Below are 14,177 nucleotides of genomic sequence, written 5' to 3' on the forward strand. Positions count from 1 at the left end.
CGGGCCGGGGATTATTTCTTGTACACGGGGTCATTCCCCTCGTACTTCAGCCACGTAAAGGAGGCGGTGTTGGTGGTAGGCTGTCCGGCCGAGGTGCCGTACATGCCGTACAGGCAGCCGATAAAGCCTCCGGCTACCTGCGTGCTCAGGAAGCGCGCATCCACCTTGTCTTTCAGCACCGTATAGTTCTTGCCATCCTCCGAAAAGCGGAAGCTGTACGTGTCGCCGTCGGCATTGATGCGCAGTTGCACCTTGCCGGCCGCCGCCTTTAGGGGCGCTTTCGCCAGCAATTCCGGGTTCTTTGCGTCGGTCGTGCTCTTGAACAGCTGCACGACGGGCTTGCCATTCTCTACCGATTTGCAGAGGTAGTAGAAGTGCTTCTCATCTTGGAAAGCCACCAGACCGGCCGTTTCATTCGGCACCTTGGCCGCAAAGGTCAGCTCGGTTTCGGCGCTGCCCACCATGTGCTGCTGGCGCTTGCCGATGAAAGCCGGGTTGCCGAGTTCGGCGCACGTTTCGGGTTTCAGCTTCAGGGTGAGGCCTTTGGCCTTGCTCAGGGAGAAACTGGTGCTATCCACGGTGCGCAGGAACAGCAGCGCCGGGTCTAGCTGCTTCTCGAAGGTGAGCGTGTAGGCAAAGTTGCCGCTTTGCGGCCGGGCGCCGGGCTGCTTCACCTCGGGGAAGTTGGCTTTGTAGCTGTATTGCACGCCGTTAGGCCCCGGGTCCATGACCGGCCACTCGTCTTTCCACACCACGGGCACAATAAAGGTCTCGCGCCCGGTATTGTAGAAATTCCCCTCGTAGGGCCGTACGGCCAGGAAAATGGCGTAGGTCTTACCATCCGGTCCTTCCACGAATTGCGCGTGCCCCGCCGAGGTGATGGGATCTTTGCGGTCTTTGGGCAACTCGCGCTGCGAGAGGATGGGGTTTTTCTCGTAGGGCACAAACGGCCCTAGCGGTGCCTTACTGCGGAATACCACCTCCGTATGGTTGACCGACGTGCCCCCTTCCGCCGCGTAGAGGTAGTACCAGTCATTGCGCTTCATCAGGTGCGGGCCCTCAATCCAGACGGGCTTCTTGCTCAGGTCTACCCCACCGTTTACCACAATTTTGGCCTCGCCCACCGTTTGCAGTGTTTGCGGGTTTAGCTCCATCATCTTGATAGAGCGGTGACCGTCGTAGAGCGGCTTGTTGTCGGGCGGGTCGCTGTTGTAGATGACGTACGCCTTGTCGCCCTCAAAGTACAGCGAGGGGTCTATGCCCTTGACCTCGGGTAGGAAAATTGGGTTGCTCCACGGCCCAGCGGGGTTCTTGGCCGTCACCACAAAGTTGCCCTTGTGGTCGATGAGCGTGCAGGTGACGTAGTAGGTGCCGTTGTGAAACTCAATGGCCGGCGCGAATAACCCCCGGGTCATTCGGTCGCCCAGAAAGGTCATTTGCGAGGGCCGGTCAATCACATTGCCTACCTGCTTCCAGTTTTTCAGGTCTCTGCTGTGCATGACCGGGATGCCTGGAAAGTAGGAAAACGTGGAGTTCACCAGGTAATAATCCTTACCGACCTTAGTAATGCTCGGGTCTGGGTAAAAACCCGTTAGGATGGGATTGACCAACTCAATCGATTGTGCAACTAGACCGAAGCTTTGCAGCAGTAAGGCAGCAGTAATACCCAGCAGCGCTTTCGTGTTGGTTCGTCTCATAACATCTGGTGGGAAGTAAGGGCAACGAGTTGGACGCCTAAGCCACTTTGACAGTACTGGGGCTACAAGCAGGCTGCAGTAAAACTACTACTTTCTTGGGCCTTGCTAGGCAGGATAAACATATTGCCGACAGTACCCCTGAGCCGCATGAGTTCGGATTCGGTACTACTGCCGGCAATACATTACGTTAGCGTACTAGCTACTAACCAGACTATTGTGGATAGCCAGGGTTCTGCGTGATTTTACCCCCGTGCGGTCAATTTCCTGCCGCGGAATGGGGCGCAATACGTGGTAGGGCTGGATGTTAGCGGCAGCGTTAGAGCCGTAGTTATCCGTTACCCCGGGGATGGGGAAGGCTTGGAGTTGATCAAAGCAGGCACGTATTTCTTCACGCGCTCCACTAGCTTGCCCGTGCGCACCAGGTCGTACCACCGCAGCTGCTCACCGGCCAACTCCCGGCTGCGCTCATCCAGGATGAAATCAATGTTGAGCTGGCTTGCAGTGATTTCCATCTGAGCAGCTCTACCCGGAGCGGCAGCCCGGCGGCGCACCACGTTGATAAAGTCGCGGGCTTTGGTCAGATCACCCAGGTACATGTTAGCCTCGGCGGCAATCAGGTAGGTTTCCGACAGACGCATCAGAATCAGTGGCCGGTCGGAGCTTGTGTTGGTAGCCGGGCGGGTGGCGTCATCAAACTTGTTGATGTACGGCGAGAAGTTGGTGGTATAGGTGCTAGGAGTACCTACTACGTATGGGCCATTGGGACGGGCCGCGATGCGCGCACGCTCGGCGGCCGTCAGCTCACGGCCCGCATACCAGGCAGCGGTATCCCCTACTACTCTGTTCGGATTGAAGTTCCGGCCACCGTTTATGAAAGTCGTATTATTAACCAACCACAAGGTAGTGAACCACTTACTGTAGCGGGTGTCGGTCGTGCGCCACTGCCGGGGGGTAGTTTCCGAAGGCAGAATATACGACTCTAGCAAGTACGGGGTGGAGGTAAGACGCCCGAAGGGGCGACCGTAGATAATACTCCGCTCCACGTTGGGCAGCAAGTCGTAGCGGCCGCGAAACAAGTAGTTGGTTTGGTTCTGCCCGGCCCCACCGGCTCCGTTATCAGATATACCGGTAAAAGTAGGGTCGGAGTTGAACTGTACGTTCAGCAGAATCTCCCGGCCGTTTTCGTTGCCTTCTCTGAATACATCAGCGGGGTCAGCCTCCAATCCTTTTCCATACTTAGTGGCCGCGTCCCGGATGAGTTCTTCCGCAAACTGCGCCGCTTTAGCATAATCGTCGGCTTGCTTGGCCGTGGAAGTAGCCCGCGTGAGGTGCACCTGCGCCAGCATGTGCAGGGCCGTAGCCCGCGTTACGCGCCCGGGCTGCGCGGCCGTGTTCGCAATTTTGGTTAATGCGTCGTTCAGATCCGCCACAATAGCACTGTACACATCGGCTATCGGAGCGCGGGTGTAGTCCTTGGTAGGCTGATCCACGAAAGAGAGCGTCAAGGGTACATCACCGAAGGAGCGTACGAGGCGGAAGTAGTACCAGGCGCGGAGCACTTTGGCTTCGGCTTCCGCCTGCGCAACAACAGCCGGTGAAACTCCCTGGGCCTGGGACGCATATTGGATAACGCCATTAGCCGTATTGATGGAGCGGTAGTAGCTACTCCACGTATTGGCTATGTTGCCGTTGGTACCGTTAAGCTGGCCGGCGTTGTAATCCTCGAATCCTTCCGTGGCGGCAAAACCACGCATGAACTCATCGGTGCCCTGGGAGATAAAAATGGAGCCACCTTGGTCGGCGGTAGCATTCCGCAGGCCGGAGTACACGCCCGCCAAGCCGGCCTGAATGCCTTCAGGCGTACCGAGGAAGCCCGGCACCAAAATGGAGCGTGGGGTTTCGTCCAAGGTGTCTTTGCTGCAGCTGCTGGCGGCTAACAGGAGCGCCAGTGCCGAACCAGTAAGCAGAATCTTTTTCATATAGTCGAGTACGCACGCGGCGTCGAGAAAAGTTTACGATTAGAAACCTACGTTTAGCCCCACAATGAAGGCACGGGTGGTAGGGTAGTTGGTACCCGCTAAGCCATCAAAAGAAACCCCGCCGTTAACAGAGGTATTGCCGCTGAATCGGGTCGAATAGGACAGGGCGTCCGGGTCAATAGCCTTGTTTTTCTTATAGTACTCCACCGGTGACCAAATAAGTGGGTTTTGCACTTGCACATAGATGCGCGCGTTGCTCATTTTCACTTTTTGGATGATGCCGGCTGGTAACGTGTAGCCCAGATCAATGCTACGTACCTTGATAAAGGTGCCACTCAGGTACGACAACGTTTGCGAGTTAAGCACGAAATCGTTGAAGTAGTTCTGGTTAGGCTGCGGGTAGCGGTTCTCCGGCGTGGCGGGCGTCCAGTACGGTAAGTTGAGCTGATTGCGGCGCCCACTAAAGGTGGTGATGTAGTTGGAGGGAAACAGCAGCGGATCCACCACGGTAGCCCCCACGCGGGTAAGGCCCACCGCCGTCAGGTCGAAGCCTTTGAAACGGAAGCGCTGGGTCATGCCGGCCTCAAATTTTGGCTGGCGCGTACCGATGATTTGCCGATCAGCCCCATCGACCACGCCGTTACCGTTCAGGTCTTCTATTTTGACTTGGCCTACCCGAGTACCCGCTTTGGCCGCCGCCGCTGCTTCGTTCTGCTGATAGATGCCGGCGTACTTATAGTCGTAGAAAACGAAGAGGGGCTGGCCAATGAAGCGCTGGTTGCTGATGTCGCTCCGGGGTTGCCGTTTTCGTCATCACCCAAGCCCAGATCAAGCACTTTCTCCCGGTTGATGGTGAAGTTCCAGTCAGTGCTCCACTCAAAGCCACTCGCAGAACGTAGGTTAACCGTAGTTAAGCTAATCTCCAAGCCACGGTTTTGGGTTTGGCCGATGTTGCGCGTAAAGGAGCCGTAGCCACTCGTAGTGGGCAGGGCATCGGGCAAGAGCAAGTCGCTGGTGCGCTGCTGATACACTTCTACGGCACCGGTAAGGCGGTTGTTAAACAAGCCAAAATCAAGGCCGAAGTTGGTGGTAGCCGTGTACTCCCAGCCCAAGTTGGGGTTCGGAATAGTGGCCGGAATAGCACCAGCTACCCCGGTTCCCCCGAAGTTATAATAGCCATTGCCTAAGCTAGACTGCAGAGAACCCAGGGTCTGGTAGGGGTTTACAGCCGTGCTACCGGTACGGCCGTAGCTGGCGCGCAGCTTTAGGTTGTTTACCCACGCATTGTCCTGCAGAAACGACTCATTGGCAATGTTCCAGGCCACGGCAGCCGAGGGAAAAGGCTTGTACTTGTTGCCGGGAGCCAGGCGCGACGAGCCATCCACCCGCATGGTTAGGGTGGCGGAGTAGCGGTTGTCGAAGGCGTAGTTTAGGCGGCCCATGTAGGAAATAATATCCCACTGGCTCTGGTTGCTACGCGAAAACGAAGGCGTACCGGCACCTAAGTTAAAGGCTTGCTGGTAGTTGGTAGGCAGGTTCTGGGCGCCGGTTTCAAACCCATCCGTACGGAACTGCTGCCAGCTATACAATCCGGTGAAGTTCACGTCGTGCTTCTCCGCAAACGTGCGGTTGTAGGTCAGCAGGTTTTCAACCAGCAGGTTGAAGGCGATGCTGTTGTTGCGCGTGGCCGCATTCTGGCCCCCCGCACGCGCTGGCGTGTTCGACGCAAAAAACGATTCGTTGTTTTCCGTACGACCGTCGAGGCCGAGGTTCAGCCGGTAGTCCAGACCTTTCAGAATGTTTACCTGCCCGTAGAGGCTGTTGAACGTGCGCAGACGCCGGCGCTGCTCAAAGTGCGCGTCCTGCGTGTAATAACTGAGCGGGTTTGCCTGGGCGTTGTCGGCGTTCGGAAAGAGGATGGGAAGGCCGTTGGCATCATAGGGCGAGGCCAGCGGGCTGCTCGTGAGAATGTTGTACGAGATATTCAGGCCCGGATCATTCTGGCTGGTAAAGGAGTTGAGCGTGTTCAACCCGACTTTTATCCGCTTGCCAATCTGCTGATCCAGGGTGCCCCGCAAGGAGTAGCGCTTGATGCCTTGCACGGGTACAATGCCCGTTTCATCGTAGTAGCCCAACGAGGCTGAGTATTGGGTTTGTTCACTGCCACCACTCACGCCCAGGGCGTGGTTTTGAATCCGACCGTTCTGGAACAGCAGGTCCTGGTAGTCGAAGCTTCTACCAGCGGCGAAGTTGGCCTTCTCGTCATCGGTTAGGAAACCCGCGGCGCTGTTCGGGTCCTGGCCGGCCGCGCGAAATGCTTCTGCCCGGTAGTTGTAGTATTCCTGGCCGTTCTGCAAATCATAGAGGCCGTACGGTTTTTTCACGCCGTAATAGGCGCTGTAGGTTGCGCGCGGGGCGCCCGCCTTACCACGCTTGGTAGTAATCAGGATGACGCCGTTAGCGCCGCGGGCCCGTAGATGGCCGTCGAGGAGGCATCTTTTAGTACTTCCAGGGAAGTAATATCGTCGGGGTTCAGGTCATTCAGGTTACCATCAAACGGTACCCCATCTACCACCAGCAGCGGGTCGTTGCTGCCCGCAAACGAGCGGTTGCCGCGGATACGGATAACCGGCGCCTGCCCCGGAGCGGTGCTGGTGCTGGAGATGTTCACGCCCGCCGCCCGACCTTGCAGGGCCTGGCCGATGTTGGCCACCGGCACGTCGCGCAGGGACTGCTCATCCACGGAAGAAATGGCGCCCGTTACCTGGCTTTTCTTCTGCACGCCGTAGCCCACCACCACTACCTCGCTCAGGGCTTTGGTATCGGTGCTCAGAGGCACGTTGAAGGTGGTATTGTTGCCAATGGGCCGCTCGACGGAGGTGTAGCCGATGGCCGAGAAAACTAGCGTGGTTCCTCCGGCCGGGGCCTGCAGGGTAAAGGACCCATCGGTGCCGGTTGAAGCGCCGGCGGAGGTGCCCCGCACCAACACCGTGACGCCCGGAATGCCTTCGCCGGTGGCCTGGTCCGTTACCTTACCCGAGATGGTGCGGGCGGCTTGCGCCTGCGCCTGTGCGGGGGCCAACAACGCGCCCGCCACGGGCAGACCAGTAGCCAGGAGCAGCGGCCAACCCAGCCCAAAAGCCGATTTTCGTATAGTTGAGTGCATGGAGTGTGGGAACTTTAAAGTGTGGGATATTGCAGGTAACCCGGCCGAGGGCGGGCGCTAAAAGCCAATGGAATTGCCCCCATCCACGGGCAGCGAAGCCCCGGTGATGTAGCGGGCGGCCTCGGAGGCCAGGAACACGGCCGCGTGGCCGATGTCAGAAGGCTGCCCGAACTTGCCCATGGGCGTGCGGCGCATGGCCCGGTCGCGGCGGTCGGGGTCGGAGTTCATGGCCGTACGGCTCATTTCGGTTTCGATAAAGCCTGGGGCAATGGCATTCACGCGCACATTGTGCTTGGAAAACTCCGAGGCCAGCACCTTAACCATGCCCTCCACCGCCGACTTCGAGGCGGCGTAAGCCACTACCCGATCAATACCGTAGTAGGCGGCCATCGAGGAAATCATCAGAATCACGCCGCTTTGGCGCTCTACCATGCGCCGGGCGCACACCCGGGTCAGGGCAAACACGGCGTTCAGGTTGGTGTGGATGATGCGGCTGAATTCCTCGTCAGTGACGTCTAGAGCCGGCTTTTTCATGTTGATGCCGGCGTTGTTCACGAGTACATCCAGCGGACCGTGGGTAGCCTCGATTTGCTCCACCAAGTCTTCCAGGGTGTCCAGCTCGCAGACGTCGTTGGTGAGATAGTGCACCGAGGGGCCCAGGTCGGCCACGGCCTCCTGGAGCACGGCCTCGCGGCGGCCGGTGATGATGACGGTGGCGCCGGCCGTGGCCATGCAGCGGGCCATTTCCAGCCCAATGCCAGTGCCGCCACCGGTTATGAGGGCCAGCTTGCCTTCCAGGGAAAACGGGTTCGACTGGTGCTGCCCATTAGGCTGGGGGTGCGGGGAAACGAAGGACTCAATGTGTGCCATGCCAGAGAAGATGAGGCGGTGCGAAGAAGAGGTAGCGCATTAGCGCAGTTGATAGAGGTCGACCAGTTCCTTGACCTCGGCCAGGGGCCGGGTGGGTGGCGTAAGCGTGGGCGGAATGGGCCGCTTGGCGTAGGTCTGGAAGTAGAGCACGCAGGCGTCGCGCCACCACAGGGCCTCGCGGTGCTGAATGCGCAGGCGAGCGGCCACATCGGCGTGCAACTCAGCGTCCAGGGCGGGGCGGGCCTGCTCCCACTGCCGCTGCATCCAGAGCACCGAGTCGGCGCCGGTGTAGTAGCGGGTCGTCAGCTCGTCCCAGAGGGTGCGGCCGGTGCTCAGCTGCTGCCCCCAGCCCACGTGGTGGAACCAGAGCAGGTAGTCGGGCGGGCAGGTGGCGGGGTTGCTCCACACCTGGCGGGCGCCGGGGGCGTACAGGCTCAGGGCGTTAGAGCCGCGGGCAGTGCGGTCGAAGCCCAGGCCTTCGGCGTCGGCCTTGTGGTAGTACACGGAGGTCCAGTCGGGGCGGGCGCTTTTTTCCAGCCAGGGCTCGGGGCCGTAGTGAATGCTCTGGCCCATGATGTGGTGCAGGCCCAGCGGCGTGGTGTAGCGCACGTACACGTCGCGCGACTGATTGAGTACCGGCAGAATGCTGGCCAAAGCCTGGGGCTCCCGCGTCAAGGTCATTTTGGTCCATTCCTCGGCAATGGCCGCGGAGCTGAGCGTGTGGTCCCAGGCCAGGCGGCCGTAGGCGTACCAGTTGGCCTGGCCCACCGGGTGGCCGGTCCAGTTCCGGTCCGAGCCGATGTTGGCTACCCCCGCAATGCCACTAATAGAGTGCTTTTCCAGGGTACCATCCACCACCTTGGCCACCGTCGAGCCGGGGCCTTGTGAATGGGTATCGGCGTCGAGGCACTCCTTGATAAGGGGCCCAGGTATACGAGGTGGGTAGCGAAACCCAGGTATTCTTGCGTTAGTTGCACTTCCAGCACCAGCGGGGTGCGCGGCATGGCCCCGAACAGCGGGTGAAACGGCTCCCGGGCCTGGAAGTCAATCGGGCCGTTTTTCACCTGCACTAGCACCTTGGGCGAAAACTTACCGTCGAGGGGCTGGAATTCTTCGAAGGCCTCCTTGAACCGGTCGCCCTTGGAGTTGGCCTTGTACACGAAGGCCCGCCACATTACTACCCCATCGTGGGTGCCCAGGGCCGTAGCCAGCATGTTGGCGCCGTCGGCGTGGTTGCGGCCGTAGTCCTGGGGCCGGGCTCACCTTCGGAGTTGGCCTTCACCAGAAAGCCCCCAAAGTCGGGAATGACCTTGTAGATTTCGTCGGTTTTGGCCTTCCACCACTGCGCCACCTTGGGGTCCAGGGGTCGGAAGTAGGCAGGCCGCCGATGACTTTGGGCGCGGCCCAAAATACCGAGAGGTACACCCGGATGCCATAGGGCCGCATTACGCCGGCCAGGGCGGCTACTTTTTGCAGATACTCCGCCGTGAGGTAGCGGGCGCTGGCGTTGACGTTGTTGAGCACTACCCCATTAATACCGATGGAAGCATTGGCGCGGGCGTAGTCCTGGTAGCGCGGGTCGAGGCGGTCGGGCAGTTCCAGCCACTTCCAGATGGAGGAACCGGCGTAGCCGCGCTCCACGGTGCCGTTGGGGTTGTCCCAGTGGTTGAGCAGGCGGTACTCGATGCGGGGCTGGCTGCTGAGGCTGAGCTGCTCGGGGCGCTGACCGGTTTGCACCTGGCGCAGCAGGGCAAAGCAGCCGTAGAGCACGGCCGCGTCGGTGGGACCGGTAATTTCCAGACCGTTTTTCTGGCTGCTGATGCGGTAGCCCTCCCGGCCCAGCGTGGGGTCCGGGGCCACGCGCAGCCGAATGCGGCCCTTGCCGCCCGGCGCCGCCCCTACCGGCACCGGGCGCCCCAGCAAGCCTTGCAGCCCGAGTTGCAGCTCGTGGGCGGCGGTTTGCAGGGTAGGAGTTGCGTTGCCTTCCACCACAATCCCCGGGCCCGGTCCTGCCAGGCCTTGCGCAGGCTGGCCTCGGGCAGCTCATCGTACTTCAGCCACAGACGGTAGCCGTCATCGGCGCGGCAGCCGAGGCTGGCACCGAGGCAGAGGAAGGCAAGCAGTAACAAGCGGGGTAGCATAGGTGGGAAGGGGTAGAAAGAAGGTCGGGTGAGGCGGGGCGTGGTTACACGAAGCGGGTAGCGGGGGCTTCGGCGGCAAGCGGGGAGGTAGCCTCCTCGGTGGCCTGCAAGTTGCGGCGGATGCCCAGCTCCAAGCCCCGCAGCTCGGCCAGCCCGCGCAGGCGGCCGATGGCGGAGTAGCCGGGGTAGGTGCGCTTTTCCAGGTCGTCGAGCATTTGGTGGCCGTGGTCGGGGCGCATGGGCAGGCTGGGGTTGCCCTCCCCGGTGCGGGCCCGACGTAGCTCCTCGCGCACCAGCTCCTGCACCACGGCGTACATGTCCACGTCGCCGGTGAGGTGGTCGGCCTCGTGAAAGTTGCGCGGATTTTCCTCCCGCTTGGTAGCGCGCAGGTGCACAAAATGAATGCGGTTCCCGAGGCGCCGCACGATGCCGGGCAGATCATTATCGGGCCGCACGCTCAGGGAACCAGTACAGAAGGTCAGGCCATTGGCCGGCGAGTCGTAGGCCTGCAGCAACCCCACCAGGTCGGCTTCGGTGCTGACTACCCGGGGCAGGCCCAGCAGCGGAAACGGCGGGTCGTCGGGGTGAATGCAGAGGCCAATGCCCACTTCCTCGGCCACCGGCCCTACTTCCCGCAGGAAGTGGTACAGGTTTTCGCGCAGGGCGTCGGCATCGATGGCGGCGTACTCGTTGAGCAGCTCCTGAAAGCCTTCCAACTCAAATGCCTCCTCGGAGCCGGGCAGCCCCAGTAGCACCACGTTGGTGAGGGTAGCAATTTCCTCCGGCGTCAGGGTAGCAAACTTGGCGCGAGCGGCGGCCGCTACGTCGGTTTCGTAATCGTTTTCGGCGCCGGGGCGGCGCAGGATGCAGAGGTCGAACAGAGCGAAATCTTCCCACACGAAGCGCAGGGCCCGGGAGCCGTCGGGCATTTCGTAGTTCAGGTTGGTGCGCGACCAGTCCAGCACCGGCATAAAGTTGTAGCACACCGTGCTGATACCGCAGGCGGCTAGGTTGCGCAGGCTCTGCTGGTAGTTGCGGATGTACTCGGCGCGGGCCGGGCGGCCTTTCTTAATATCCTCGTGCACGGGCAGGCTTTCCACCACGGCCCAGTGCAGGGGCGAATATTGGTCGTTGTCCTGCTCGATAAGCTGCTGGCGCGCCCGGATGTCCTCGCGGCTCCATACGGCTCCCACGGGTAACTGATGCAGGGCCGTAACGACGCCCGTGCAGCCTGCCTGCCGGAGTGCGAAAAGAGAAACCGGGTCCTGGGGCCCGAACCAGCGCATGGTGTGCAGCATGGAAAAACGCGGCGTTACAGATTAGTAAAATTCAATTTTTCTACCATCCTCCCTCCTTTTAAGCCAGTAGTGAGGCTATTGTTGAAAGGAAGGGTTAGGGAGTACTTACTACCGAATATAAAGCACCAACCGGGATAGGCAGCAATCTAAAAACCCGCTTAAACGCCTGTATTTCAACAAAAAATACCGAAAACGTTTTCGAAAACGTTTTCGGTAGGTGAAATTATTTCCCGGAAGAGTAAAAAAAATACGTAGCTTAATCTCGTTGACCAAAAATCAGGTGCTGAGTTGGGTTTCTCAATGCACCTGCTCATCTTTGGAATAATTCAATTCACTGCCATGATCAAATGCACGAAGTGCCACCTGGCCGACGCCGTGATGCGGGCGGGCTTTATTCGGGGCGGCAGCGCTACCACTGCAAGGCCTGCAACTACCACTTCACGGATGACAAGGGGCCGTTGTGCCGGAGAAAAAACGGCGGCAAACCACCATCAGCGACGTGGCCCGGGAGTTGGGGTGGCACCCTCCACGGTATCAAGGGCCCTGAATGGCCACTCCGACATTAACATCAACACGCGGCGGGCCATTATGGAGGTAGCGCGCCAACTCGACTACCAGCCTAACTTGCTGGCCCAGAGTCTAAAGAGCAGCGAAACCAAGACTATAGGGGTTGTTATTCCGGATATTGAGCGGCCATTTTTCGCTACCGCCGTCAGCGGCATTCAGCAGGTAGTGGCCGAGGCGGGCTACCGGGTGATGATCTGCCAGTCTAAGGAATCCTACGAAATGGAGGTCAGCAACGTACAGGCTCTGATTGCCAGCCGCGTAGACGGCCTGCTGATCTGTCACTCCCGGGAAACCGAAAACTTCGACCACGTGAAGCAGTCCGCTACCCGGGGCATTCCCATCGTGCACTTCGATAGGGTGTGCAACGAAGTGGATACGGCCAAGGTAATTCTGGACGATTGGAACGGGGCCTTTCACGTGACGGAGCACCTGATTGAGCAGGGCGCGCGCCGCATTGCCATTCTGGCCGGGCCGGAGGGCCTGCTCATCAGCCGCAACCGACTGGCGGGCTACCTCAGCGCCCTGCTCAAGCACGGCCTGCCGGCCCACGACGAGTTGCGCACCCACATCCACTTCCGGCCCGAGTCGGCGGTGGCCGCCCTGGACGCCTGGCTGGCCCTCCCCCAGCCCCGGACGCCATTTTTGCCATTAACTACACCAACGCCTTCGACCTGCTGGTGGCCCTGAAAGCCCGCGGCATCCGGGTGCCCGAGGACATTGCCGTGGTGGGTTTCGGCGACGAGTTTATGGCCTCCATGATAGAGCCGGGCCTCACCACGGTGAACCTGCACCCCTACCGCATTGGGCAGCAGGCGGCCCGGCTGTTTCTGGAGCAAGTGCAGGAGAAAGAAGCCTTCCAGCCCCGCACCTTCGTCATCACCGGCGACCTAGTAATTCGCCAATCTTCGCTGAAAGCCAAGGGCGAAAAACGCAAGCCGGAGTTTTTCAAGCTCGATATTTGAGCTGGCTGTTAGCGGCTGGCAATTAGCTGTTAACTGTTAACAAAAAGGCACCGGCTGAGCCCTCATGTAGAGGGGTTCTGCCGGTGCCTTTTGTGATGAACATGCTGTAACAGCCAATAGCTAGAATGTGTTAGCAGTCAGGGTCTTCGAACACTCAAAGACGGTCATGCAGAGCGTAGCGAAGCATCTCGCGTGCTGATGTTGCCAAACTAATCAGGCGTCAGCACACGAAATGCCTCGACCAGCTCGACATGACGTTCTGCGAGTTAGATGTGAGCAGTTGCTAACAAGCAACCACTTAGAACCTTACGGATTGATGGTTTCAATGCTGCCATCGGGGCGGCGTTTTAGCTCGGTGACTTTCACGTTGCGCAGCCACGTTTTGCCCGACAGCTCCGTGTCGTGGTAGAAGATGTACCACTTACCGTTTACTTCCACGATGGAGTGGTGGGTAGTCCAGCCTTCCACGGGGTTCATCAGGACGCCCTGGTAGGTGAAGGGGCCGTAGGGCGAGTTGCCGGTGGCGTACACCAGCAGGTGGGTGTCGCCGGTGGAATACGAGAAGTAGTACTTGCCGTTGTACTTGTGCAGCCAGCCGCCCTCAAAAAAGCGGTGCTTGTTGTCGCCCGACAGGAAGGGCTTGCCATCCTGGCCCAGAATCTGGACTTCTTTTACGGGCTCCGCGAAGGTGAGCATGTCGTCGGTTAAGCGCGCCATTTTGGGTCCGAGGGCCTTTTCTTGGGGGCCGGGTTCCTGCTCCTTGGGCTTGCTGGCGTCGTATTTGCCGGTGCGCCAGCGCTGGAGCTGCCCGCCCCAGATGCCACCCATGTACATATAGGTCTTGCCGTCGGTGTCGGTAAACACGGCTGGGTCGATGCTCAGGCTGCCCGGAATGGGCTGGGGCTGGGCCTTGAACGGACCGGTAGGCGACGTGCTGCTAGCCACCCCAATCCGGAACACATCCTGCTTATCCTTCACCGGAAAATAGAGGTAGTAGGTTCCGTTCTTGTAGGCCGCGTCCGGGGCCCAGAGCTGGCGGCCCGCCCAGGGAATGTCCTTGGTATCCAGCGCCACGCCGTGGTCCGTCACCTTGCCGCCAATACTATCCATCGACAGGATGTGGTAGTCGCGCATGGCAAAATGGTCGCCATTGTCGTTTTCGGGCATCCCCGTTTCAATGTCGTGGGAAGGGTAAATGTAGATTCTGCCGTTGAAAACGTGGGCCGACGGGTCGGCGGTGTAGATATCCTTAACCAGCGGCCGGGCCAGGTATTTCCGACTGCCGGAAGCAGCTGAATCCGTTGTTGCCGGGGCTGGCGCATCGGCCGGCGTGGCGGTGGTTTCGGCGGCGGGTTGCTTTTGCTGGCAGGAACTCAGCAGGGCTGCGGGCAGCAGCGTCAGGGCCGATACGGTGGTGGCAGCGAGCAGGTGGGGATGGCGCTTAAACAGCACGGGCGGGAAATTAGGAGGTGGACAAACCAGCTACGGGTCGCGCAG

At 59.9% G+C, this 14,177-nt stretch carries 12 protein-coding genes and 1 pseudogene; 2 read left to right on the forward strand and 11 right to left on the reverse strand.

Annotated elements, in window-relative coordinates; genetic code table 11:
- Window positions 1-11: 11 nt before the first annotated feature.
- The 10 genes and pseudogenes from MUN84_RS01110 to uxuA all read right to left on the reverse strand — a co-directional run bounded on the left by MUN84_RS01110 (window position 12) and on the right by uxuA (window position 11,151).
- Window positions 12-1,697 (reverse strand): glycoside hydrolase family 43 protein, encoded by a 1,686-nt coding sequence (locus tag MUN84_RS01110; protein WP_244696275.1) that lies wholly within the window; start codon window positions 1,695-1,697, stop codon window positions 12-14.
- Between the two features lie 335 nt (window positions 1,698-2,032).
- Window positions 2,033-3,676, reverse strand: coding sequence for a RagB/SusD family nutrient uptake outer membrane protein (locus tag MUN84_RS01115; RefSeq protein ID WP_244696276.1), 1,644 nt, complete (start codon window positions 3,674-3,676; stop codon window positions 2,033-2,035).
- 39 nt (window positions 3,677-3,715) lie between these two features.
- Window positions 3,716-4,312 (reverse strand): hypothetical protein, encoded by a 597-nt coding sequence (locus MUN84_RS01120; protein ID WP_244696277.1) that lies wholly within the window; start codon window positions 4,310-4,312, stop codon window positions 3,716-3,718.
- Between the two features lie 35 nt (window positions 4,313-4,347).
- The gene (locus MUN84_RS01125; protein WP_317239183.1) at window positions 4,348-6,126 is read right to left on the reverse strand and encodes a SusC/RagA family TonB-linked outer membrane protein; all 1,779 of its coding nucleotides are present in this window, start codon (window positions 6,124-6,126) and stop codon (window positions 4,348-4,350) included.
- Window positions 6,120-6,842 (reverse strand): carboxypeptidase-like regulatory domain-containing protein, encoded by a 723-nt coding sequence (locus MUN84_RS01130; RefSeq protein ID WP_244696278.1) that lies wholly within the window; start codon window positions 6,840-6,842, stop codon window positions 6,120-6,122. The genes MUN84_RS01125 and MUN84_RS01130 overlap by 7 nt, the downstream gene beginning before the upstream one ends.
- Before the next feature lie 57 nt (window positions 6,843-6,899).
- A complete protein-coding gene (locus tag MUN84_RS01135; protein ID WP_244696279.1) occupies window positions 6,900-7,712 on the reverse strand; it encodes an SDR family NAD(P)-dependent oxidoreductase in 813 nt (270 codons plus the stop codon).
- Window positions 7,713-7,751: 39 nt separating this feature from the next.
- On the reverse strand, window positions 7,752-8,579 hold the full coding sequence (locus tag MUN84_RS23375) for a hypothetical protein (RefSeq protein WP_244696280.1): 828 nt from the start codon (window positions 8,577-8,579) through the stop codon (window positions 7,752-7,754).
- A pseudogene (locus tag MUN84_RS24330) lies at window positions 8,553-9,704 on the reverse strand (alpha-glucuronidase family glycosyl hydrolase); the annotation flags it as partial. The pseudogene MUN84_RS24330 and the gene MUN84_RS23375, both read right to left, overlap by 27 nt.
- Window positions 9,611-9,853: a hypothetical protein gene (locus MUN84_RS23395; RefSeq protein WP_244696281.1), complete on the reverse strand. Its 243-nt coding sequence runs from the start codon at window positions 9,851-9,853 to the stop codon at window positions 9,611-9,613. The gene MUN84_RS23395 and the pseudogene MUN84_RS24330, both read right to left, overlap by 94 nt.
- 44 nt (window positions 9,854-9,897) lie before the next feature.
- Entirely contained in the window at window positions 9,898-11,151 is a 1,254-nt protein-coding gene (uxuA, locus tag MUN84_RS01160) for a mannonate dehydratase (RefSeq protein ID WP_244696282.1), read from the reverse strand.
- Between the two features lie 516 nt (window positions 11,152-11,667).
- On the opposite strand from uxuA, the gene MUN84_RS01165 reads away from it, so the two are divergent.
- Both MUN84_RS01165 and MUN84_RS22690 read left to right on the forward strand, forming a co-directional pair.
- A complete protein-coding gene (locus tag MUN84_RS01165) occupies window positions 11,668-12,405 on the forward strand; it encodes a LacI family DNA-binding transcriptional regulator (RefSeq protein WP_262920610.1) in 738 nt (245 codons plus the stop codon).
- Entirely contained in the window at window positions 12,396-12,680 is a 285-nt protein-coding gene (locus MUN84_RS22690) for a substrate-binding domain-containing protein (protein WP_410780065.1), read from the forward strand. The genes MUN84_RS01165 and MUN84_RS22690 overlap by 10 nt, the downstream gene beginning before the upstream one ends.
- A gap of 306 nt (window positions 12,681-12,986) precedes the next feature.
- On the opposite strand, the gene MUN84_RS01170 is transcribed toward MUN84_RS22690, so the two are convergent.
- Window positions 12,987-14,132: a glycoside hydrolase family 43 protein gene (locus MUN84_RS01170; protein ID WP_244696283.1), complete on the reverse strand. Its 1,146-nt coding sequence runs from the start codon at window positions 14,130-14,132 to the stop codon at window positions 12,987-12,989.
- Between the last annotated feature and the right edge of the window lie 45 nt (window positions 14,133-14,177).

It is taken from the genome of Hymenobacter sp. 5516J-16 (assembly GCF_022919335.1).
Taxonomy (GTDB): domain Bacteria; phylum Bacteroidota; class Bacteroidia; order Cytophagales; family Hymenobacteraceae; genus Hymenobacter; species Hymenobacter sublimis.

Coding starts and splice junctions, on each gene's coding strand:
- MUN84_RS01110 (WP_244696275.1), bottom strand. CDS start 1,697: ATGAGACGAACCAACACGAAAGCGCTGCTGGGTATTACTGCTGCCTTA.
- MUN84_RS01115 (WP_244696276.1), bottom strand. CDS start 3,676: ATGAAAAAGATTCTGCTTACTGGTTCGGCACTGGCGCTCCTGTTAGCC.
- MUN84_RS01130 (WP_244696278.1), bottom strand. CDS start 6,842: ATGCACTCAACTATACGAAAATCGGCTTTTGGGCTGGGTTGGCCGCTG.
- MUN84_RS01135 (WP_244696279.1), bottom strand. CDS start 7,712: ATGGCACACATTGAGTCCTTCGTTTCCCCGCACCCCCAGCCTAATGGG.
- MUN84_RS23395 (WP_244696281.1), bottom strand. CDS start 9,853: ATGCTACCCCGCTTGTTACTGCTTGCCTTCCTCTGCCTCGGTGCCAGC.
- uxuA (WP_244696282.1), bottom strand. CDS start 11,151: ATGCTGCACACCATGCGCTGGTTCGGGCCCCAGGACCCGGTTTCTCTT.